This is a genomic window from uncultured Thalassospira sp. (genome assembly GCF_963976115.1).
In the GTDB taxonomy this organism is placed as follows: Bacteria; Pseudomonadota; Alphaproteobacteria; order Rhodospirillales; family Thalassospiraceae; genus Thalassospira.
The window spans coordinates 402,861-425,379 of record NZ_CAXBJJ010000002.1 but is presented as its reverse complement, the minus strand read 5'-3'; the positions used below and the strand labels follow the sequence as shown (position 1 = coordinate 425,379).

The 22,519-nt window shown below is 52.6% G+C and carries 21 protein-coding genes; 20 read left to right on the top strand and 1 reads right to left on the bottom strand.

Annotated elements, in window-relative coordinates; genetic code table 11:
* Positions 1–4: 4 nt before the first annotated feature.
* The 10 genes from AAC086_RS03805 to AAC086_RS03760 all read left to right on the top strand — a co-directional run bounded on the left by AAC086_RS03805 (position 5) and on the right by AAC086_RS03760 (position 10,457).
* Positions 5–1,375 (top strand): aminotransferase class III-fold pyridoxal phosphate-dependent enzyme, encoded by a 1,371-nt coding sequence (locus AAC086_RS03805; RefSeq protein WP_339775482.1) that lies wholly within the window; start codon positions 5–7, stop codon positions 1,373–1,375.
* 2 nt (positions 1,376–1,377) lie between these two features.
* Positions 1,378–2,412: a carbon-nitrogen hydrolase family protein gene (locus AAC086_RS03800; protein WP_339775480.1), complete on the top strand. Its 1,035-nt coding sequence runs from the start codon at positions 1,378–1,380 to the stop codon at positions 2,410–2,412.
* 17 nt (positions 2,413–2,429) lie between these two features.
* Complete coding sequence (locus AAC086_RS03795; RefSeq protein ID WP_339775477.1) at positions 2,430–3,554, top strand: cupin domain-containing protein; 1,125 nt, start codon at positions 2,430–2,432, stop codon at positions 3,552–3,554.
* Positions 3,555–3,574: 20 nt separating this feature from the next.
* Positions 3,575–4,492, top strand: coding sequence for a fumarylacetoacetate hydrolase family protein (locus AAC086_RS03790; protein ID WP_339775475.1), 918 nt, complete (start codon positions 3,575–3,577; stop codon positions 4,490–4,492).
* Position 4,493: 1 nt separating this feature from the next.
* Positions 4,494–5,270 (top strand): Asp/Glu racemase, encoded by a 777-nt coding sequence (locus AAC086_RS03785; RefSeq protein ID WP_339775472.1) that lies wholly within the window; start codon positions 4,494–4,496, stop codon positions 5,268–5,270.
* Positions 5,271–5,486: 216 nt separating this feature from the next.
* Positions 5,487–6,515, top strand: coding sequence for a TRAP transporter substrate-binding protein (locus tag AAC086_RS03780; RefSeq protein ID WP_339775469.1), 1,029 nt, complete (start codon positions 5,487–5,489; stop codon positions 6,513–6,515).
* 3 nt (positions 6,516–6,518) lie between these two features.
* Positions 6,519–7,043, top strand: coding sequence for a TRAP transporter small permease (locus tag AAC086_RS03775; protein WP_339775466.1), 525 nt, complete (start codon positions 6,519–6,521; stop codon positions 7,041–7,043).
* Positions 7,037–8,350 (top strand): TRAP transporter large permease, encoded by a 1,314-nt coding sequence (locus tag AAC086_RS03770; RefSeq protein ID WP_339775463.1) that lies wholly within the window; start codon positions 7,037–7,039, stop codon positions 8,348–8,350. Before AAC086_RS03775 ends, AAC086_RS03770 begins: the two co-directional genes overlap by 7 nt.
* 6 nt (positions 8,351–8,356) lie before the next feature.
* Complete coding sequence (locus AAC086_RS03765) at positions 8,357–8,908, top strand: tripartite tricarboxylate transporter TctB family protein (RefSeq protein WP_339775462.1); 552 nt, start codon at positions 8,357–8,359, stop codon at positions 8,906–8,908.
* A 43-nt stretch (positions 8,909–8,951) separates the two neighbouring features.
* The gene (locus AAC086_RS03760) at positions 8,952–10,457 is read left to right on the top strand and encodes a tripartite tricarboxylate transporter permease (protein WP_339775509.1); all 1,506 of its coding nucleotides are present in this window, start codon (positions 8,952–8,954) and stop codon (positions 10,455–10,457) included.
* 360 nt (positions 10,458–10,817) lie between these two features.
* Here the strand turns inward: AAC086_RS03760 and AAC086_RS03755 are convergent, their stop codons facing one another.
* Positions 10,818–11,756, bottom strand: coding sequence for a tripartite tricarboxylate transporter substrate binding protein (locus AAC086_RS03755; RefSeq protein WP_339775461.1), 939 nt, complete (start codon positions 11,754–11,756; stop codon positions 10,818–10,820).
* Positions 11,757–11,953: 197 nt separating this feature from the next.
* Here AAC086_RS03755 and AAC086_RS03750 point away from each other — a divergent pair, with 197 nt between their 5' ends.
* From AAC086_RS03750 to AAC086_RS03705, 10 genes are all read left to right on the top strand, one after another.
* Positions 11,954–12,898, top strand: coding sequence for a PDR/VanB family oxidoreductase (locus tag AAC086_RS03750; RefSeq protein WP_339775458.1), 945 nt, complete (start codon positions 11,954–11,956; stop codon positions 12,896–12,898).
* A 17-nt stretch (positions 12,899–12,915) separates the two neighbouring features.
* A complete protein-coding gene (locus AAC086_RS03745; RefSeq protein WP_339775455.1) occupies positions 12,916–14,262 on the top strand; it encodes an aromatic ring-hydroxylating dioxygenase subunit alpha in 1,347 nt (448 codons plus the stop codon).
* A complete protein-coding gene (locus AAC086_RS03740; RefSeq protein ID WP_339775452.1) occupies positions 14,259–14,732 on the top strand; it encodes an aromatic-ring-hydroxylating dioxygenase subunit beta in 474 nt (157 codons plus the stop codon). Before AAC086_RS03745 ends, AAC086_RS03740 begins: the two co-directional genes overlap by 4 nt.
* 7 nt (positions 14,733–14,739) lie before the next feature.
* Positions 14,740–16,353, top strand: coding sequence for an AMP-binding protein (locus AAC086_RS03735; RefSeq protein WP_339775449.1), 1,614 nt, complete (start codon positions 14,740–14,742; stop codon positions 16,351–16,353).
* A complete protein-coding gene (locus AAC086_RS03730) occupies positions 16,353–17,528 on the top strand; it encodes a thiolase family protein (RefSeq protein WP_339775446.1) in 1,176 nt (391 codons plus the stop codon). Before AAC086_RS03735 ends, AAC086_RS03730 begins: the two co-directional genes overlap by 1 nt.
* On the top strand, positions 17,525–18,763 hold the full coding sequence (locus AAC086_RS03725; RefSeq protein WP_339775444.1) for an SDR family NAD(P)-dependent oxidoreductase: 1,239 nt from the start codon (positions 17,525–17,527) through the stop codon (positions 18,761–18,763). Before AAC086_RS03730 ends, AAC086_RS03725 begins: the two co-directional genes overlap by 4 nt.
* Entirely contained in the window at positions 18,760–19,551 is a 792-nt protein-coding gene (locus AAC086_RS03720; protein WP_339775442.1) for a cyclase family protein, read from the top strand. Before AAC086_RS03725 ends, AAC086_RS03720 begins: the two co-directional genes overlap by 4 nt.
* Complete coding sequence (locus AAC086_RS03715; RefSeq protein ID WP_339775439.1) at positions 19,548–20,267, top strand: SDR family oxidoreductase; 720 nt, start codon at positions 19,548–19,550, stop codon at positions 20,265–20,267. Before AAC086_RS03720 ends, AAC086_RS03715 begins: the two co-directional genes overlap by 4 nt.
* Before the next feature lie 320 nt (positions 20,268–20,587).
* Complete coding sequence (locus AAC086_RS03710; protein ID WP_339775436.1) at positions 20,588–21,040, top strand: cytochrome c; 453 nt, start codon at positions 20,588–20,590, stop codon at positions 21,038–21,040.
* 27 nt (positions 21,041–21,067) lie between these two features.
* Positions 21,068–22,411 (top strand): cbb3-type cytochrome c oxidase subunit I, encoded by a 1,344-nt coding sequence (locus AAC086_RS03705; protein WP_339775434.1) that lies wholly within the window; start codon positions 21,068–21,070, stop codon positions 22,409–22,411.
* Positions 22,412–22,519: the final 108 nt, after the last annotated feature.

Below are 22,519 nucleotides of genomic sequence, written 5' to 3'. Positions count from 1 at the left end.
AACCATGTCGAATAGAGATGACAATTTCCTGCGTGAAAACAACGCGCGCCATCAGTTGCATCCAATGATCCACCCATTGATTTCGGCGGAACATCCGCCACAAATCATCGTCAAGGGGCGGGGGTATCATGTCACGGATATTGATGGAAAAACCTATATTGATGGCATTGGCGGATTGTGGAACGTCAATGTTGGTCATAACCGCCCCGAGGTGAAAGCCGCCATTACCGCACAGCTGGACGAAATCGCCTATTACTCAAATTTTGCCGGTACCACGACAGCGCCGTCCATTAAACTGTCGGCCAAAGTGATCGAGATGTCGGCGCAAGAAAACATGAACAAGGTCTTGTTTTCCGCCAATGGGTCGGATGCGGTTGAAACCGCGCTCAAGCTCAGTCGTCAATATTGGAAGCTTGAAGGACATCCTGATCGAACCGGCTTTATTTCACTAAAGCAGGGCTATCACGGTATCCAGTTTGGGGGAACGTCAGTCAATGGTTCAAGCTATTACCGGCACGCTTACGGACCCTTGATGCCCGGCTGTTATCAGGTTGACAGTCCCTGGACCTATCGCAATCCCTATTCCGAAGATCCCGAAGAGCTTACGGATGCAATCATCACGCAGATCGACCGGCTGATTGCGCATAATGGTGCCCATACCATTGCCGCTTTCATTGCAGAGCCGGTGCAAGGCGCCGGAGGCGTTATCGTTCCTCCCGCCAGCTTCTGGCCCCGTCTGCGTGAGCTTCTGGATAAACATGAAATCCTTCTCATATCGGACGAGGTTGTGACCGGGTTTGGGCGGTCGGGTTCGATGTTTGGGGCACGGGGCTGGGGTGTGAAACCCGATATTATGTGTCTCGCGAAGGGGATCACGTCTGGCTACATCCCGCTTGGCGCAACGGTGTTAAACGAACGCGTCATGAATGCCTGGACCAAGGGTGTTGATCCTATGGGCTTCATTATGCACGGCTACACCGCAACGGGGCATGCCCTTGGCTGTGCCGCTGCGATTGCGGCCCTGAATATTGTCGAGAAAGAAGACTTGCCAGCCAATGCCGCCGCAATGGGAGCCCGCTTGATGAAAGGGCTGGAAGACCTGCCAAACTGGTCATCCCTGGTTGGTGAGGTTCGGGGTAAAGGCCTGATGGTTGGTGTCGATATGGTTGCAGACAAAGGAACCCGTGAACCAATCGACCCTGGCAAGGGCCAGGGGGAGATGATTGCCGCATTTGCGCGCGAAGAAGGCGTGATCGTGCGGCCTGCAGGTTCAAACATCATTATGTCGCCCCCTTTGACCATTGATGCCGAGGGTATCGACAAGATCATTGACGGTTTGACCAAGGCCTTTCGCAAATATGAAAAGGTTAAATAATCATGCGGCCCGGTAAGGAATTTCCCAAATTTACCGCAGCAGCGGTTCAGGCCAGCCCGATTTTTCTTGATGCAGACAAAACCGCCGACAAAGCTGTCGATTTGATCGGCGAGGCGGCAGGCAAGGGCACCCGGCTTGTGGTCTTCCCCGAGGTTTTTATTCCTGGCTATCCCTATTGGAGCTGGATTACCGACCCGGTAACAGGCAGTAGCTGGTTTGACAGGCTGGTGCGGAATTCGGTTTTCGCCGATGGGCCCGAGATCGGCAAGATCCGTGCGGCGGCCAGGGCAAATGATTGTTTCGTGGTCATGGGCCTTAACGAACGCAGCCCGGTTTCTTTAGGCGCACTTTATAACACGTTGCTTTTCATTGGCCCTGATGGAGAAATCATCGGCAAGCACCGCAAGCTTGTACCAACCTGGGCTGAAAAACTGACCTGGACCGGCGGAGATGGATCAAGTCTGAAGGTCTATGACACGGCAATCGGCCCGTTGGGAGGGCTGGCATGCGGTGAAAATACCAATCCGTTGGCCCGGTTCACCCTGCTGGCCCAAGGTGAGTTGGTACATGCCGCCAGTTATATTTCCTTGCCGGTTGCACCGCCGGAATATGACATGGCCGAAGCGATCAAACTACGCGGTCAGACGCACAGTTTTGAAGGCAAAGTTTTTACCGTTATCGCGACGTCTACGATTTCAGAGGAGATCATCCGGGCTATGGAGGAAATCCGCCCTGATGCACGCGCCCTGCTGGAACGTAAATCAAGCGCCTATTCTGGCATCATTGGCCCCGACGGGCGACCAGTGACAGACGGCCTGATTGACGAGGAAGGCATTGTCTATGCCGAGATCGACCTGGGTCGCTGTATCCAGCCCAAACAAATGCACGACATTATCGGACATTACAACCGGTTCGATGTTTTCAGTCTCCATGTGAACCAGCAGCCACTGCCGCCTGTCAGTCTGTCAGGATTGGGGACTTCGTTCACACCAGAAGGAGAACAGGTTGAGCATTCAATAGATCCTGAATTCACCTGAGTCAAAGGAGTTACCTCATGGCACAGACTGAGATTAAATCCAAGGACGACATTCTAGGCCGGGCGCGTGTACGCGATAATGCCGAGCTACAAGCCTATTACGACGATCTGGCAAAATTTGAGACCGGGGCCCTTTGGACCGTTGCGAATACCATCGAACCATGGGAGCCCACACCAAAATCAGCACCTGTTTTGTGGCGTCATTCGGATTTGCGCGAACAGGTGCTGCGGTCAATCGATCTGGTGCGCCCGGAAGATGCAGGGCGTCGGGTTGTGTATCTGCGTAATCCCAAACGCAAAGATGTCAGTGCGGCCTGTGGCTGGTTGTTCTCGGGTATTCAGGTGATGAAACCGGGTGAAAAGGCTGGTGCCCACCGCCATGCCGCCTCGGCCCTGCGCTTCATTATGGAAGGCAAGGGCGCCTACACGATTGTGGATGGCCACAAGATGGAATTGGGCGGCAACGACTTTGTTATCACGCCCAATGGCACCTGGCACGAACATGGCGTTGCCGAAGACGGCGAGACAGCGATGTGGCAGGACGGCTTGGACATTCCCTTGACCAATTGTCTTGAGGCAAATTTTTACGAAGTCCATCCCAATGATTATCAGACAACGAATATTCCGCTGAACGATCGCCCTCTCAGTTGGGGCGGGGCGGGCTTACGCCCGGAAATGGATAAATGGGACAAGCCATATTCCCCCCTTATGAAATTCGCGTGGGAGCCAACTTACGAGGCGCTTCAGAATTACGCCAGGGTCACCGATGGCTCCGCCTGTGACGGTGTGATGATGCGCTATGTGAACCCGCAATCGGGTGACAACCCCATGCTGACGATGGGGGCGCATATTCAGATGTTGCGTCCGAGCGAACATACCAAAGCGCATCGTCACACCGGGAACGTCATCTACCATGTCGCCAAGGGCGAAGGTTATTCCATCATTGGTGGCAAGCGGTTTGACTGGAAGAAAAACGACATCTTTTGTGTCCCCGCCTGGACGTTCCACGAACACTGCAACAAGCAGGATCGGGAAGACACTTGCCTGTTTTCGTTCAACGATTTTCCAACGATGGAAAAGCTCGGTTTCTGGGCGGAGCAGGCCCTTACAGATAACAACGGTCACCAAATCGTCGCCGAATAAAAGCGAACAGGAAAGAAAACATGAAACTGGTTACCTACCGTGATTCCGCGGCTGGAGAAGGCCGTCTTGGTGTTGTCCGGGACAACATGATTATTGATGTTGAAAAATTGGGTCATGCGGTTGGTGCTGCGTTGCCATCATCGATGCTTGACCTGATTGATCTTGGCCCTGATGCGCAGGCCGCAATTGGGCGTGCGATGAGGGAAATTGCCGAGACGCGCCCTGCGGGCATTGCCATTCACGAAGAGAATGCGCGCTTGTTGGCACCTATTCCGCGCCCGCGCAAGAATATCTTTGGCATCGGACTGAACTATGTGGAGCATGTGGCTGAATCTGCAAAATCACTCGATACATCCAGGGACTTGCCGCAAAAGCCGGTTGTGTTTTCCAAACCCCCGACGGCTGTTATCGCCAATGGCGAGCCAATCCAGCATAATGCGGCAATGACCCGGCAATTGGATTGGGAAGTCGAACTTGCCGTGATTATTGGTAAACGTGCCACGCGGATTAACAAGGAAGACGCGATGAGCCATGTTTTTGGTTATTCAGTAATCAATGACGTATCGGCGCGTGATAATCGTCGTGCCGGGCAATGGATATTTTCCAAAGGCCAGGACAGTTATTGTCCTTTTGGTCCGGCGATTGTCACGGCGGATGAAATTGCCGATCCACATAATCTTGTGCTGTGGCTGACCAAAAATGGTGAAGAAAAACAACGATCAAACACCAAACATCTGCTGTTCGATATTCCGACGCTCATCGCCGATATTTCGTCGGGCATCACATTGGAACCCGGCGACATCATCGCCACAGGCACCCCTGCTGGTGTTGGTGCCGGTCGGGACCCGCAGGAATGGATGTGGCCCGGTGATGTGATTGAATGTGGTGTCGAGGGTATCGGCGTTTTGCGCAATCCGGTCGTTAAAATCGGGCAGTGACATGACCAAGATCCTGAACAATATGCACAAGACCATCAAGATCGGTCAGATCGTTCCATCATCAAACCTGACGATGGAACGGGAAATCCCGGCCATGCTGCGGGCGCGCGAAAGGATTCTGCCCGAAAGGTTTTCTTTCCATTCTTCACGCATGCGGATGAAGAAGGTGACAAAGGAAGAACTTGCCGCAATGGATCGCGACAGTGACCGCTGTGCCCGTGAACTCTCTGACGCATCGGTGGATGTCATGGGTTATGCCTGTCTGGTGGCAATTATGTCGATGGGCAAAGGGTATCATCGCGAAAGCCAGAAGCGTCTTCATCAGGTGACTGTAGAGAATGGCCATGCGGCTCCGGTTGTCAGTTCCGCCGGGGCATTGGTGGATAGCCTGCATCTGATGGGGGCCAGACGGATTTCTATTGTGACGCCATATATGCGTCCGCTGACCAATCTGGTGGCAGAATATATCGAGGCTGAAGGTATCGCAGTCTCCGATAGTATCGCACTGGAAATTCCCGATAACCTTGAAGTTGCGGCACAGGACCCTTTGAATCTGACGACAATATACAAGCAGGTTAATCTGAAGAATATTGATGCACTTGTCCTGTCTGCCTGTGTCCAGATGCCTTCGCTTGCGGCAATTCAAAAGGTTGAAGACGAATGTGGCATTCCGGTCCTGTCTGCGGCAGTTGCCACAACTCACCAGATGCTGAAAAAACTGGGACTTGAGGCCCGCGTTCCCGGTTGCGGCACTCTTTTGTCTGGCCAATACGCCTGACGACGATTTGGGCGCTGTGCGATGCAGCGTCCGAATACTCCCAAAGCAACGGGAGTATTCAAACCTCATGCGCCATCCTATCGCGCTGATTCCGAAGAGCGCCTGCCGCCAGGGTCATACTGCGTTCCGGGCGCCCCGCGACACTAGGATTTCCGCCGACCTCATCATGAAAGTTGCATTGAAATATAAGCAACCAACGAAAAGGGAGTGTTTCCGATGTTTGTAAGGTTTTTTAAAACGGTAGCCGCGGTTTCAATTATCACGTTGATATCGGTGCCAGCGCAGGCTCAAGACGTTACGCTGACCATTTCCACCTGGGCACCGCCGACGCATGGGGTTAATTCCCGGATGTTTCCGGATCTCATCCGGCGCATTGAAGAAGCGACCGATGGTCGGGTCACTGCCGAAATGAAATACAATTTGGCACCGCCAGCCGCCCAGGCCGATATTGTCGCTGACGGAATAGCGGATATTACGTGGATTACACATAATTACACGCCCGGCAGGTTTCCTTCTGCCTCAATGGCGGAGCTTCCCGGATTTGGGGGCAGTTCGGAGGCCTTTGCGGTCGCCTATTGGCGAACATTCGAGAAATTTTTCCGCAAAGCCAATGAACATCGCGGTCTTAAGGTTCTGGCCGTTTATGCGCATGGCTCCGGATTGCTGCATTCCGCCACCAAAGTGGAACGTCTTGACCAGATTGCTGGCATGAAACTGCGCATTGGCGGTGGTGTTGCTGGAATGGTCGGCGATGCCCTTGGCGCGTCCGCTATTAATGTCCCGGCACCCCGTGTTTACGAGACCCTGGCGTCGCATGCTGCTGATGGTGTCATGATGCCAATGGAATCCAAGCGCGGTTTCCGCCTTACCGAAGTGGCACCGCATAGCTTTGACATGCCGTCCGGTTTTTATCGCACATCAATGGCAACGGTCATGAATCAGGATTCCTTTGATCGCCTCAGTCAACAGGATCAAGCCGCGCTGGATAAATTGTTTGGTGAAGAGCTTTCGCGCATTAGCGGTGCATTCTGGGATGATTTTGATGCGGCGGGTTTGGCGGCCTTGAATAATGCGGGCGACAATACGCTGATTATGGCGTCGGAAGCTGACCAGGCTGTTTGGCACAAAAAAGCCGAGAAAATTATCAACCAGGTCATCAGCGATATTTCTGATACCGGAATCGATGGCAGAGCAGCATATGACTATTTCCGTGGCGAATTTGAAACCCTGAAAGCGGGACAATAAGTCATGGTCACGAAGTCTGGAAAATCCATGCTGACGGTGTTGTCAGATCGGCTTGCATTTGGGCCTGCGCGCATTGCAGGTCTGGCCCTCATGCTTCTGATGCTTGTGACTTTTGTCGATGTCATTTCCCGAAGTGTATTTTCTGCGCCTCTCGGTTTCTCGGCGGAAGTAACGGAAATGCTGATGGCCGTAATCGTGTTTGCAGCCCTTCCAATGACAATATTGAAAGACAGTCATATCGTCGTCGATCTTCTGGATGGGTGGTTTGGACGCCGTGCAGCCTATATTCGTAACACGCTTGTAGATCTGATCTGCCTTGTTGCGTTGGCCTATCCGGCAGTCCGCATCTGGACATTGGGAACCCGAAGCAAGGGATATAACGAGGTCACGGAAATACTTGGCTGGCCGCAATATTATCTCATCTATTTCGTGTCTTTTGCGCTTGTCGTCTGCTGTTTCATTTATGCCCTGCGTATCCTGCTTCGGTTCCAAACTGGCCGGCACCCGAGAGAGGAATTATCATGCTGATTTCGATTCTGGGGTTTCTTACGGTTCTGGCCCTGGCCTTTTTGCGTATCCCGATTGCCTTTTCTATGGGACTGGTCGGTTTTTTCGGAACAGCCTACCTGACCAACATCAATGCTTCGCTGTCGTTAACCGGTCGGCTCATTATCGACACGGCACAAGATTATGGACTGTCGGTGGTGCCGCTGTTCATTCTGATGGGCATGTTCGTGAACAAGGGCGGCCTTTCCCGCGAGCTTTATCGTGCGGCTTATGTCTTTTTGGGGCATATGCGCGGTGGTTTGGCAATGACCACCATCGCGGCTTGTGCCGGGTTTTCCGCCATTTGCGGTTCGTCACTGGCAACGGCGGCAACCATGTCAAAAGTCGCCATGCCCGAGATGCGGCGACTGGGATATGCAGACCGGTTGTCTACAGCCTCGATTGCCGCAGGTGGAACATTGGGCATTCTTATTCCGCCCAGTGTCATTTTGGTGATTTATGGCCTGATGACGGAAACCAGTATCGGCAAATTGTTTGTAGCCGGAATTATTCCCGGTGTTCTGGGGGTGATTTTTTATCTGATCGCGGTTCAGTATGTTGTTCGCCGCGATCCGGATGCCGGGCCAGCAGGTGAACAGAGTACATGGCTGGAACGTTTGCGGGCCGTGCGCGATATCTGGGTGGTTCTTGCGCTTTTCTTTCTTGTCATTGGCGGCCTTTACGGTGCGTTCGATTTCTATCCCCTAAACCTGACCTTTTCGCCGACCGAAGCGGCGGGAATGGGGGCTTCTGGCGCATTTCTGATCGCACTGGCCCGGGGGCAACTGAATCTGCGTTCCATCACTGAAACACTGACGGAAACAGCAGTGACGTCAGCCGGACTGTTTACTGTGCTGATCGGTGCCTGGATGTTTTCGAATTTTGTCAACCTGGCCGGTTTGCCCGAGGCATTACGTACATTTGTTTTGGATATCGGCGTTACACCGCCAACCGTGATGATCGTGATCGTCTTGATCTACATTGTGCTGGGATGTGTTTTTGAAAGCCTGTCGATGCTGCTTTTGACCGTTCCCATCTTCTTCCCACTGGTAACGTCGCTTGGTTTCGATCCGGTCTGGTTTGGCATTATCGTGGTTGTTGTCACCGAAATCAGCCTGATTACTCCTCCGGTCGGTTTGAACGTGTTCGTCCTCAAAGGCGTCGTCAATGATGTCTCTACGGCAACAATCTTCAAAGGCGTAACCCCCTTCTGGGTGGCAGATATTCTGCGGCTGATCCTTTTGCTTTGGTTCTCCGGAATCGTTCTGTACCTCCCCAACATGATGTGAGGCAAAATGGATAAACTTAATGTACGTTTAAAAACATTCCAGGAATTGTTCAGAAGAGACCGGCGACCGGGCGACCTTGTATTTGCCTGTATGTTTCTGCTGTTCTGCGTTTTTCTTCTGGCAAATCTGGACGATCAGGTGAAATGGGTTAAAAACACCGCCCTGGTGGCCGAGCCCGCCTTCTGGCCAACGGTATCCCTGATTGGCATGAGTGTGTTTGCCGTATTGCACCTCATTGGTTCCCTGTCGTCTCCAAGGATCTATGGACGTTTGAAAGAATTTACGTTCTGGGTGCGGTCTCTGGAATACGTTGCGTACTTTCTGGTTTACGTCAATGTCGTGCCGACCATTGGCTATCTTTTGTCTACGCTGCTGTTTGTGTTGTTCCTGACCTTTCGGCTTGGGTATCGCCGGTTTCAGGTCTTTGGAATCTCTGCGTTATTTGCGGTTGCAGTTGTTTTGATCTTTCGGGCCGGTCTGGAAGTCAAAATCCCGGCCGGGCAGATTTATGAATATCTGCCCGACTGGATCCGATCTTTTGCAATGATTAACCTGTGAGAACCCGATGATTGATGCTTTTCTAGGAGGATTTCACATATTGATGAACTGGCAGGTGCTGATGGCCCTGCTGGTTGGATCCATTGGCGGGGTGATTATTGGGGCTATCCCGGGTGTGGGCGCGGCTGTTGCCATTGCCATTCTTTTGCCCGCGACATTCGGTTTTGAACCTATTGTCGGGCTGACCATGTTGCTGGGCATTTACGGCAGTTCGATGTATGGCGGTGCCATCCCGGCCATTCTGTTAAATACGCCTGGTACGCCGGTAAATGCACTGACAACCTATGACGGTTATCCGATGACCAAACGCGGCGAGGCACAAAGGGCCTTGTCTCTGGCGTATTCCGCCAGTTTCTTTGGCGGCGTATTTGCCATTGTTTGCCTGATCATTCTCGCACCTGTCCTGGCAATGGTTGCCCCTCATTTTGGCAGTCGCGAGATATTTCTGGCAGCACTGTTAGGCATCATTCTGGTGATCCTGGCACATCGCGGTCAGATCATGGCCGCCGGGATGATGGCGTTTTTCGGCATTTTTCTCAACACGATTGGACTGGAACCGGCAAAATACACCCAGCGTTTTACGTTCGGTCAAACCTGGCTGACAGGGGGCGTGGATTTGATTGTTCTTGTGCTGGGGCTTTTCGCCATCAGCCAGGCGCTTTTCCTGATGCTTGAAAAAGACCAAACACCACATGCAGAGCGCGTTCAAAGCAACATGCTGGGCGGGTTTGCCGAATTGCTGGGGCTAAAGCGCGTTGCATTTGTTGCGAGCAGTTTTGGCGTTATGATGGGCAGCATTCCCGGGGTAGGGGAATTTACCGCCCAGTTTCTGTCTTATACATATGCGCAAAAAACCTCGAAACATCCCGAGGCTTTTGGCAAGGGTTCGCCCGAAGGGCTTGTCGCATCCGAAGCCGCAAATAACGCGGTTCCACCTGCGGCAATGATTCCCCTGCTTGCACTTGGTATTCCGGGCGAAGCGCTGACAGCCATGATGCTTTCAGTGTTCTATGTGCATAATGTGATTCCGGGACCGCAATTGTTTCAGGGCAAAATGGATTTCGTCATTGCCCTGTATATAGCGATGTTGTTGCTGAATCTGATTGTCATTGTCTTCTTGCTGTTTTCGACAAACCTGCTTTTGCGTATTACCCAGATCCCGACCCGGTATCTTGGTTTCGTGATCCTGACACTCAGTTTTGTCGGGGTCTATTCCTTGCGCAATTCACCTGTCGATTGCGCAATTTCCGCAGGGTTCGGCGTTTTTGGTCTGATCCTGAAGCGATTGAACCTGCCGATTGTGCCAATCATTCTGGGTGTTGTTCTTGGTGGGATCATGGAGGTCAAACTGCGCAGTGCAATGGCCCGTGTCAGCAGTCCCATTGACTTTGTTGATCGTCCAATCTCGGCTATTCTCATGCTGATTATTCTATTTGTGATTGTTCAGCATATCCGCGCACTTCGTTTCGAGCATAAACAGCGCCAGCTAAAAAAGCAAAATGGTGAAGATCCATCAGGGCAATCCGTCGTTGCGCCCGAAGGATTCTGAGCTGTTGTTTTGTGATTACGTGACAAAAAAATACGATGCCGTTGCCAGGGTTTTTACTTTGGCAACGGCATTACTTTTATGCCTCGTTTATCTGATTGGCCTGAAATCCAAATATCCTGCTTCCGGTGCGGTGACACGGATATGCGCAATGTGCGCGCATGTATTTGGGAAATAGCGGGTTTTGGGTAGACGAACGGAAAGTCCGGTTGGTGCGCCGGAAGTTTTGTTCTTTTGGGTGTTTGTATCAGAACCGCCGCTATGAAGCTGTTTGCCAACGATCTGATGAGTTTTATTTCCCCTTCTGCCAGCTTCTTGCGGCAGAAGGGGATTTTGTGTGATGACCAATTTATCACTGGAAAGTTAGTTGTTGTTCATTTCAGCAATGACTTTGAGAGTCGCGCGATCATTGGTGATTTGGGCGGCGGATTCTTCTGGATTTTTCCAATAAATCAGCGCTCCGGTTTGCTCGGATAATTTCTTTGCCGCGTCACTTTTCATGACTTCTTCGGCAACAGCGATGATCTTGTCACGAGCTTCCTGGGGCGTTTCGCGTCGGACAAACAAACCGGTCCAGGTGCCAAGTTTCAGCGCGGGTTTAAGCTCACCAAGCGTGGGGACATCTGGCAATGAGGGGATACGCTTTTCAGTAACCGCGGCCAAAGGCGTAATTTTATCAAGGCAGGGTTTCACAAGCTGTAAGGTCGTGTTGATGACATCGGCGTCACCGGACGCAAGGGTATTGCAGTCCAGTGCGTCAAATGCCGCCTGGCCGCCCCATTTAAAACCAAATGCCGATTGGGTTGCCAGTGTGATTTCGGTGGGGGTCGCACCTGCACCGAAATGGCCGACGACCAGTTTGTGGTTCTGTGCGTAGGCTGCCAACGCGTCCATGTTTTTGTAGGGCGCATCAGCCAAAGTTGCCAGAATGAAGGGATAGGTTACAAAAATACCCAGCGGTTCAAACGGATCGTTAGCCAGGGCAGGGATGCCGATTGTCGGTCCAACAAGCGGGATATCAAGGACAAACGAACCGATTGTATAGCCGTCAGCTGGTGCATTGGCGACGGCGACCGCGCCCGGGAAGGGGCCGCCCCCGCCACCAGGCTTATTCACGACAGCAGCGGGCACGCCATAGGTTGCCTGGAACTTATCGGCGATCATGCGGGTCAGAATATCCTCAAGATCGCCAGGGGGAAACGGCACTACAAATTCCACCGGTTGTTCAGGGTATTCCGCAAAGGCTGGTTGGGCTGCCAGCGTGAACAAGGCAGCAGATACAAGAAGTGAGAACTTATTCATGATTTTCCTCTCTGACGGGAGCAGGCGATTTTGATTGTTTTCTTCGGGGGAACAGAGTCACAAAAACATGTGAATGAATATATTCATATGTAAAATAAACTGAGAGTCAACCGGCTTTGCTGAATTGGAAACACTTGACAGCAGATATTTTATATATGAACTTATGTATTCGCATATAATAAGCTCGAGAGATCAGAATGCCGTCCATCGGATACGAGGTTGTTACCACCTTCAGTGAAACCCGGGATATCAAGCGGATCGTGATGAAACCCACGGCACCGGTGCCGATCGCGTGGTCGGCAGGTGCGCATATACGGGTAACTCTGACAGATGGCAGCAGTCGCGCCTATTCGCTTTTGCGGCTTCCGGGCCTTCCAGCCGGGCATATCGCCCTTGGGGTGTTGCGCGAAAGGGAAAGCAAGGGCGGATCAAAATTCATGCACGCCCTCAAACCCGGCGATAAAGTGCAACTCTCTAACCCGGTCAACCATTTTGAACTGGGCAATCATGCCGAGCCATCTGTTTTGATCGCCGGGGGAATAGGAATCACGCCTATCCTGTCAATGGCAGCCGAACTTGCCCGATCAGGTCGCGCATTCGAGGTTCATTATGCAGGGCGCGCCGAAGGGATGCTCGCCTTTGTCCCTGAAATTCAGGAAATCTGTGGCCCTCGGTTAAGCCTGCATTATGACGACCAGCCCAGTGCGATGAATGTGGGCAAAATCCTTAGGGATGCTCCTGACGGGGCACATGTCTATTTCTGTGGGCCTGCGGGCATGATTGCGGCCATCAGGGCGACGGCATCGGAATTGGGCTGGCCTAGCGAACGGGTTCATTACGAGTTGTTCTCCGCCGATGTGGCCCTATCGGAGAACACCGCATTTGATGTGGAAATTCATGGTACCGGCCAGATTGTTCACGTTCCTGCGGACATGACAATCATTGAAGCCCTGGAAAAGGCAGGCCTGGACCCCCTTTACGATTGTCAGCGTGGGGATTGCGGCATTTGCCAATGCACTGTGATCGAAGGAATTCCCGATCATCGGGATGTCATCCTGACCGATGCCGAAAAGGCCGAAAACAACGTCATGCAGATCTGCGTTTCGCGTTCCAAAACCGCAAAACTGGTCATCGAAATCTGATTATAGAGGAGGAAGTCATGGATCGTTATCGCGGAAATCCCCAGGCCATTACCGATTTGATCAAGGGCTATGCCGTACATCGGGATGTTTATGTGGACCCGGAAATTTTTGAATTGGAAATGGAGCAGTTATTTCCGAATTCATGGGTTTATATCGGTCATGAAAGCCAGTTGAGAAACACCGGCGATTTCATTACCTCGAAAATTGGAAATCAGCCGATCCTCGCTTCGCGTCATCGCGATGGTCAGATTTACGTATTGCATAATCGCTGCCCGCACAAAGGCGTTAAAATATCATCCGAACCGTGCGGAAATACCGGCAAATTTTTTCGCTGTCCCTATCATGCGTGGTCTTTCAAAACCGATGGATCGCTTTTGGCCATCCCCTTGAAGAAAGGCTATGAAGGGACCGGCTTTGATGCGGACCAGGCCTCAAAGGGGCTGCCAAGGATCAGGAATGTCAGAATATATCGGGGTCTGATTTTTGTGCGCCTTGCTGACGAAGGCCTCAGCTTTGAAGACTATTTTGGCGACGCTCTTTCCACAATCGACAACATGGCGGACCGGTCCCCGCAAGGGGAATTGGAGATTGTCAGCCAGCCTATCCGGTATATGCACAGTTGCAACTGGAAGATGCTGGTCGACAATCAGACCGATACCTGCCACCCGATGGTTGCACATGAAAGCTCGGCGGGGACTGCGGTTAATGTGTGGGAGCGCGCAAAGGCGGCAAATCCCGATATGGAACCCCCGATGGCGGTTCAACTTTATGCTCCGTTCATGAGTCCGTATGAATTCTATGAGGGGGCGGGCATCCGTGTCTGGCCCAATGGGCATGGTCATTCCGGTGTTTCGGGTTCCATCCATCAGGATTACGAGGATGTAGACGGCTATCTGCAAATGATGGTCGAAGCCTATGGGGAAAAACGTGCCCATGAGATCCTGGGCGATGTTCGCCACAATACGATTTATTTTCCAAACATTATGGTCAAGGGACCGGTGGCAATTCTGCGCCATTTCATTCCGCTGGGCGTGAACAAAACCCTGGTTGAAAGCTGGGTATTCAAGCTCAAGGGCGCGCCGGACAAGCTCTATGAGCGCGGGTTGATGTATAACCGGTTTATTAACGCCCCTACGTCAATCGTCGGACATGATGATCTTGAGATGTACGAGCGCGCGCAGGAAGGCCTGCAATCGGATGGTAACAAATGGGTCAATCTGCATCGTTTGTGGGATGAGAATGAACCTGAAGAAGCCACCGATGTCGTCAACGGGACGTCGGAACGCCAGATGCGTAACCAGTTTTATGCCTGGAAAAAATTCATGATCCAGAACATGGATACAAAAGCGGGGACGGCAGGATGAAGCGCGAAGATCTTGTGGATTTTGTCTATGACGAAGCCCACACACTTGACCAGATGGAATGGGAAAACTGGCTGGCCCTGTTTGCGGAGGATGGCCGCTACTGGATGCCGTTGGAATGGCAACAGGAAGATCCAATCCTTCAACCGTCACTCATGTACGAAGACCGGTTGTTGTTAACCGTTCGCGTGGAACGTCTGGCGGGCGAGCGGACATTTAGTCAGAAACCCAAAAGCCGTTGTCACCATCTTCTTGAACGTCCCAGGGTTATCTCGATGGGGGAACAGGACGGTGTGTATAAGGTGCGCACCTCATTCCTGTATACCGAAACACGGGGTGATCTTCTGGACCGGTATTCAGGCTGGATCGGTCATGAACTGATTGAAACAGACGGCGCATTAAAAATCAGGCTCAAACGCATTGATCTGATTAATTTTGACGCCCCCTTCAGCAACATTCAGCTCTTTATTTGAGGCAGGCATGACAACGAAATCTGTTTATTCCCGCTTTGTGGAGACGGCTGAAAGACGGGGTGATGCTCCGTTTTTGCATGTTCTTGAGGAAACAGCCGGTATTTATGGCATTCCCGCGGGTGATATTTCCTATGCTGAAATGAAAAGAAGGGTTGAAGACTGGCGGAAACGTTTTGCCGATGCGGGTTATGGCGCCGGGCACCGGGTTGGCCTGTTGCTGCAAAACCGCCCGGTTTTTCTTGAAATCTGGCTGGCTTTGAATGCACTGGGGGCTTCGGTCGTACCCATTAACCCCGATTTGCGCCTGGCAGAGTTGGAATATCTGGCCGAACATTCGGAAATGATTTTGGCCATCGTGCTGCCGGAGAGGCAGGCGGAAATGAAGGCCGCCATCGCCAATGCCGGGCTGCCGGTTCCCGTATTGACACCCGAAAGTACCCTTTGCCCAGCTTTGACCCCCGCCCTTCAAGATTATGTCCCCAACACAGCGACCGAGTGTGCGTTGCTTTATACATCAGGGACGACCGGCCGCCCAAAAGGCTGCATTCTCAGCAATGAATATTATCTTCATTCCGGGGACTGGTATGCCCAAACCGGGGGCTACATCAGTTTACGCCGCGATTGTGAACGGATGCTGACACCACTTCCGGTATTTCACATGAATGCGATGGCCGTTTCCGTGCCCGCCATGATCACTGTGGGCGGATGTATCATCATGCTGGATCGCTTCCATCCGCGTAGCTGGTGGGACTCTGTACGCAAAAGCGGTGCGACTGTCGTACATTATCTGGGGGTCATGCCGTCGATGCTGATGGGAATGGAACCGCCGCCAGACGATATTAACCATAATGTGCGGTTTGGGTTTGGCGCAGGGGTTGATAAAAAACTACATGCCGTTTTTGAAGAACGTTACGGTTTTCCCCTGATTGAAGCCTGGGCATGCACGGAAAGCGGTTCTGGCGGCGTTATCTGCGCGTATGAGGAACCGCGCAAGGTTGGGACCTCCTGTTTTGGGCGGCCTTGCGATAATGTCGCCGTGCGGATCATTGATGATGCAGGCAAGGATGTTGATTTTGGTATGCCAGGCGAATTGCTGGTGCGCCGGGCGGGGGATAACCCGCGATATGGGTTCTTTTCGGGTTATCTGAAAAATCAGCAAGCCACAGATGAGATTTGGCAGGGCGGCTGGTTGCATACCGGCGATATTGTCCTGCAGGATCAGGACGGATCGCTGCATTTTGTGGATCGCAAAAAAAACGTGATCCGCCGTTCAGGGGAAAACATAGCTGCGGTAGAGGTAGAATCCATTCTCAACCGGCATCCCGAAATTAAAATTTCTGCCGCCGTTGCCGCACCGGACGAGGTTCGGGGGGACGAGGTTGCGGTGTTCATGATTCTTGATGGTGTCAAAGGGGATGCTGCCAAGGCAGAGGAGATCGTCTCCTGGGCCTTGGACCAGATGGCCTATTACAAAGTGCCAGGCTGGATTGCGTTTACCGACAAACTGCCTTTGACATCGACCCAGAAGATTTTGCGCGGCCAGTTAAAGGATCTTATGACAGCAACCTTTGATGCAGGTGGCTTTATTGATACCCGTCATCTGAAGGGACGCAGAGTCTGATGGCAAAACAAAAACCATATGATGGTGTGGTTATCTGCGCGCCCGTAACGGTTCCCTATATGCGCTATTCCGACAAAACAGCACATTGGTGGGCGGGTGCGGCCCTGGCAGAACTGGCAGGGAAAACCCGGTTGGGACCAGATGATATTGACGGGTTCTGTTTTGCAAGTTTTTCCGCCGTTCCGGACACTGTTGTGGGGATGGTCCAGCATTTGGGGCTTAGTCCGAGATGGATGGATCACATTCCGACAGGTGGGGCAAGTGGTGTTATGGCGTTGCGCCGGGCGGCACGCGCGGTTCAGGCCGGAGATGCGGAAATTGTTGCCTGTGTTGCCGCCGATACCAATCAGATAGACAGTTTCCGGCAAACGCTTGTCGGGTTTTCCCGATTTTCGCAGGATGCGACCTATCCTTATGGTTTTGGCGGACCCAATGCCACATTTGCCCTGATTACCGATAACTTCATGCGGCAATATGGCCTGACCCGCGCAGACTTTGCCAAACTCTGTATTGCGCAAAGAACAAATGCGTTGTCCAATCCCTGTGCCCTGATGAAAAAGCCGCTGACATATGATCAGTATATGCAGGCCCGGGCGATTGCAGATCCTGTACATCTTTTTGATTGTGTGATGCCCTGCGCCGGTGCCGAGGCCTTTATCGTCACGACACCGGAAAAAGCCGGGCAAATGGGTCTGTCCACCGCGCGTCTTGCCGCGACAATAGAACGTCACAATGCCTTTGCAGAAGATGCGGTTCAGACCCGTGGGGGGTGGGCACGCGATATTGACGATCTGTGGCAGGCTGCCGGTTGTGGACCGCAGAACATCGATATGTTGCAGGCCTATGATGATTATCCGGTGATCGTTGCCATGCAACTGGCCGATTTGGGGTTTTGCGACAAACCAGCCTTGCCGGACTTTATCGCGCAAAATGATTTCACCCTGACAGGGTCTTTGCCCTTGAATACCAATGGTGGGCAGCTTTCTGCAGGGCAGGCTGGCGCTGCCGGTGGATTTCAGAACGTAACGGAAGGTTTGCGACAAGTCTTGCATTGTCCATTGGGGGAACAGGTGCCCCATGCAAGGCGGGCTTTGGTTTCGGGATTTGGCCTGGTGAATTATGACCGGGGTGTGTGCACTGGTGCTGCCATACTGGAGCAGGAGGTGTTGTTATGACCGCGCCATTGACCCCTCCCAAACGCAAGGACCCTCTGGTCAGGACCCGCGCCGGACACGTACCGCCAGAATTGCGCAGCCATGCCGCCAGGGCGATGGCGGTACGGGCGGGTCAGGGAAGGTTTGTGCTTCAGGTTTGCGACAGGTGCGCTGGCGTAACTTATCCCCCACGGGATTGTTGCCCCCGTTGTTGGGGTGAATTGAGCTGGAAGGATCAAGCCCGGGGCGCTGTTGTTATGGCCGAAACAACGGTGCGGGCAACGATTGACCTGTTTTTTCGCGAACATTTGCCCTGGCGGATTGGTTCTGTTCGGCTCGATGCCGGTCCGATGGCTATTGTGCATTTGCATGGCGACGTAAAACAGGGCGATCGCGTGCGGATGGAACTGCGACTTGATCGGGGTGGTGCTCCCGCACTGTTCGCCCTGCCAGAAAAGGAAACCCCGAACATGGCCGATGATGCGCAATTGCGCGAATTTTCTGCTGATCCCAAATTTCGCCGGGTTCTTGTAACCGATGGGCGCAGCCCGATTGGTCAGGTCGTGGCAGAGGCACTTTTGAAAAGTGGGGCGCAAACGGTGTTTTTGGGCAATGCCGAACCGTTGATGCGCTATCCAGGACAGGATCATATCGAAGCAATTGACGGTATTGAACCAGTTGCTTTGAACCTTGTCCATACACGCAGTTGTCAGGAACTGGCAGCACAAATGGGTGGCAGGATCGATATTATCGTTAATACAGCAGCCTTCGCCCGGCAGGGCGGAGTGGGCTTTGGCGGTAAACTGACCGACCTTCAAACAGGGTTGGATATTGAGGTTATGGGCCTGATGCGCTTGGCTCAGGCTTTTGCGCCTGCAATGTCCGGGCGGTCGGATGACGGGGTTAATTCAGCGGTTGCTTTTGTCGATATTGTTTCAGTGCATGGGCTGACGGGCAAAACCGGCTATGCCGGGTCCGCAGCAAGTGCGGCAGCACGTTTGTCGTTGATTGCCAGTCTGCGCGGTGAAATTGCCAAAGCGGGGATCCGGGTTATGACCGTTCTGACCGGGCCGGTTGACGATGAATGGCATCAAAATGTGCCGCTGCCAAAAACGGCACCAGAACAAATTGCCAAAGCCGTGATTGAAACACTGGTTAAGGGACAGGAAACCATCTGTGCGGGAGATATTGCCAGGGATGTTTTGTCCCGCTGGCAGTCCGACCCGTTATTGACAATTCGGGAGGAAAACCAATGAACCAACAATTGCTTTCGCGCCTGGCCAGCGCACTGACTTCGGGCCAAGTTCGCGTCATTGATCTCACCAACACGCTTAGCCCGGAATTTCCGGTCATCGTCTTACCTCCCGAATTTGGACAATGTATGACGTTCAGGATGGAGGAAGTGTCACGTTACAATGAGAATGGTCCGGCGTGGTACTGGAACAATATCTCGATGAACGAACATACAGGCACGCATTTCGATGCGCCTGCCCATTGGGTAACAGGTAAGGATTTGCCGTCAAATACCGTGGATGCCATTCCGGCCCAAAACTTTGTCGCTCCCGTCGTGGTCATTGATATCTCAACAGAATCTGCGGCAGATGCCGATTTTGTGGTAACACGGGACTTCCTGGAAAACTGGGAAAAGAAGAATGGTCCCATTCCCCTGCGGCACTGGATTGCTTTACGCACAGACTGGCACAAGCGCGTTGGAACACCAGAATATCTGAACCTTCAGGAAGACGGGGCGCACTCTCCGGGGCCGGATGCGGGTGCAGTGGAATTCATGGTTCATGAGCGCGACTGTGTTGGTCTTGCCGTTGAAACCGTGGGCACCGATGCCGGTCAGGCGTTTCATTTCAATCCGCCATTGCCTGCACATTCAATTTTGCATGGCAATAACCGGTTCGGCCTGCAATGTCTGACCAATTTGGATAAATTGCCCACCTTTGGTGCGATGATTGTTGCCTGTCCGCTTAAAATCGAGGGCGGTTCGGGCAGTCCTTTGCGTGTTATCGCACTGGTTGACGGAGAAGACGCATGAAGACGACCCTGATCACCGGTGGCAATTCGGGCATCGGGGCTGCAATTGCCGGGTTGCTGCTGTCCCGTGGTGAAAAGGTTGTGTCTCTTGGCCTGGAACTGCCCCGGGCAAAACATGAAAATCTGTTTGGGTATACTGCTGACCTGACAGATAGTGCCAGCACGGGACAGGTTGCAGCAAAGATTGCCGCCACCCACCAGATTGATGCACTGGTGCATAATGCAGGCATGATTCTTCCCAATCTGCTGTCTGATGCTGTTCCGGAAGATATTTTGACATTGGCCCAATTGCATTTGGCCGCGCCAATGGTTCTGACCCAGGCCGTGTTATCCGGTATGGAAGAGCGTGGTTGGGGACGAATTGTGTTTATTTCCTCCCGTGCGTCAATGGGCATGCCTACCAGATCGGCCTATTCGGCGACGAAGGCCGGTGTGCATGGCATGGCACGAACCTGGGCACTGGAACTTGCTTCCAGGGGAATTACGGTAAATGTCATTGCACCAGGTCCGGTTCTGACCGAAAATTTCTGGGGCATTGTCCCAAAGGATGGCGCATTACAGGAAAAAATTGCCAGTGGTGTGCCTGTCAAGCGTATTGGCACGGCAGATGATATTGCCAATGCCGCTGTTTTTTTTCTCGATGACAAAGCCGGTTTTATCACGGGTCAGGTGCTGTTCGTTTGCGGGGGAACCAGCCTCGGTGGTCAATCCATATAAACCAGCCGCGTGATTGCCCTGTTCGGGTTTGAGGCGTCATACCCTTTCATTCTGACGATGCGGGTCTGAATGTCGAATTGATCCCATGCAACCGGCAAAATTTTGCCGGTTTACGTCTTCTGGCCCAGAATGCGGATCATGGCCGGGAAGTCATATTCAATCTCGCAGGTTCGATATCCGCGTTTGCCATCCGGGGCGCAGAGCATTTGGTCATTTGACCATTGTCAAGGTGACGAAACTTCATTCGATAAATGATCGCCCGATACCGTTTTGGGGACAGAGCGGTTATCGAAATTTCAATCGGAGTGAGGTTCGTTCACATGTCGGAACGTCTGACAAAATCCGCCGCGCGGAATATTTTCTACGGCGGGACGATCTTCTTTCTGGTCATCTTTCTCGGGCTGACCCTGCAAAGTCACAATTACATCGTCACAACATCCACCAATGAGGATGAACTGACGTCGTCTGTTGTCGCGGGCAAGCATATCTGGGAACGCAATGCCTGCATCAATTGCCATACGATTTTGGGGGAAGGGGCCTATTACGCCCCTGAACTTGGCAATGTCTGGGTGCGGTATGGCGGCAAAGAAGACCCGGAAGGCGCGCGTGACTCGTTAAAAGCCTGGATGCAATCCCAGCCCAGCGGCATCGAAGGCCGACGCCAGATGCCACAATTCAACCTGTCGGATCAGGAACTGGATGAACTTGTCGATTTTCTGAAATGGACAAGCGAAATCAACACCCAGGGCTGGCCGCCAAACGAGGCGGGATAACACGATGCTGATCGAAACGAGGTCACAATGAAATATCAATCCCAAAAGGTGGCACTATATTACATATATGGTGCCCTGACATTGTTCGCAGCTCAGATTCTGTTCGGTGTTGTTGCGGGCACGGTTTATGTCTTTCCAAACTTCCTGTCGGAATTGTTGCCTTTTAACGTTATCCGCATGATCCATACCAATGCCCTGGTCGTGTGGTTGCTGATGGGGTTTTTCGGGGCGGCTTATTATTTGCTGCCCGAAGAATGCGAAACGGAAATTTATAGCCCGAAACTGGCGATTATACAGTTCTGGTTGTTCATGGCTGCGGCAGTTGCGGCCGTCGTCTCTTATCTTCTGGGCATTCATGAGGGACGCGAGTTTCTTGAACAGCCATTGGTGATCAAGGTTCTTATTGTCGTCGTTGCCCTGATCTTTCTGTATAATTCAACCCTTACCTTGCTTAAGGGGCGTAAAACGGCCATCTCGAATGTTTTGATTGTCGGGCTTTGGTTTGTCGCCTTGCTGTTTCTGTTTGCCTTTTACAATCCGGGCAACCTGGCCGTCGATAAAATGTACTGGTGGTACGTTATCCATCTGTGGGTCGAAGGCGTTTGGGAACTGATCATGGCGTCCATTCTGGCCTTTCTGATGATCAAGATGACCGGGGTGGACCGGGAAGTGATCGAAAAATGGCTTTATGTCATTGTGTCGCTTAGCCTGTTTACCGGCATTCTTGGCACCGGCCATCATTACCTGTGGATCGGAACACCCGGTTACTGGCAATGGATTGGCAATGTATTTTCCACCCTGGAAATTGTGCCGTTTTTCGCCATGGTTGTGTTTTGTTTTTACATGGTGTGGAAAGGGGGCCGGGATCATCCCAACAAGGCGGCCTTGCTGTGGGCACTGGGATGTTCGGTAATGGCCTTTTTCGGGGCCGGGGTGTGGGGTTTTATGCACACCATATCTTCGATCAATTATTACAGCCACGGCACCCAGATTACAGCAGCACACGGGCATCTGGCCTTTTACGGGGCCTATGTAATGCTTAACCTGGCAATCTTTACCTATGCCATGCCGTATTTGCGGGGCCGGGCACCCTATAACCAGCAGCTTAACATGTGGGGTTTCTGGATTACGACCAGTGCCATGGCCTTCATGACCTTTACCCTGACTTTCGCCGGGATCGTCCAGGTGCATTTGCAGCGGGTTCTGGGCATGGCCTATATGGAAGTACAGGACCAGATTCAGTTGTTCTACTGGATGCGGCTGGGGGCCGGGGTGATGGTTTTGATCGGTGTCACCCTGATTATCTGGTCGCTGGTGGTTGCGCCGCGCGTGCAACCGGCACGAGGTACGGTCCGCCAATCGGGCATATGACCGTAAACAAGGCAACGTGTCGCCGTCCATGCTCCCCTTGGTGATAGACACGTCGCAGACAATGGCCGGTTAACATGGGGAACCGGCCATTGTCTTTTGATCCCCCCT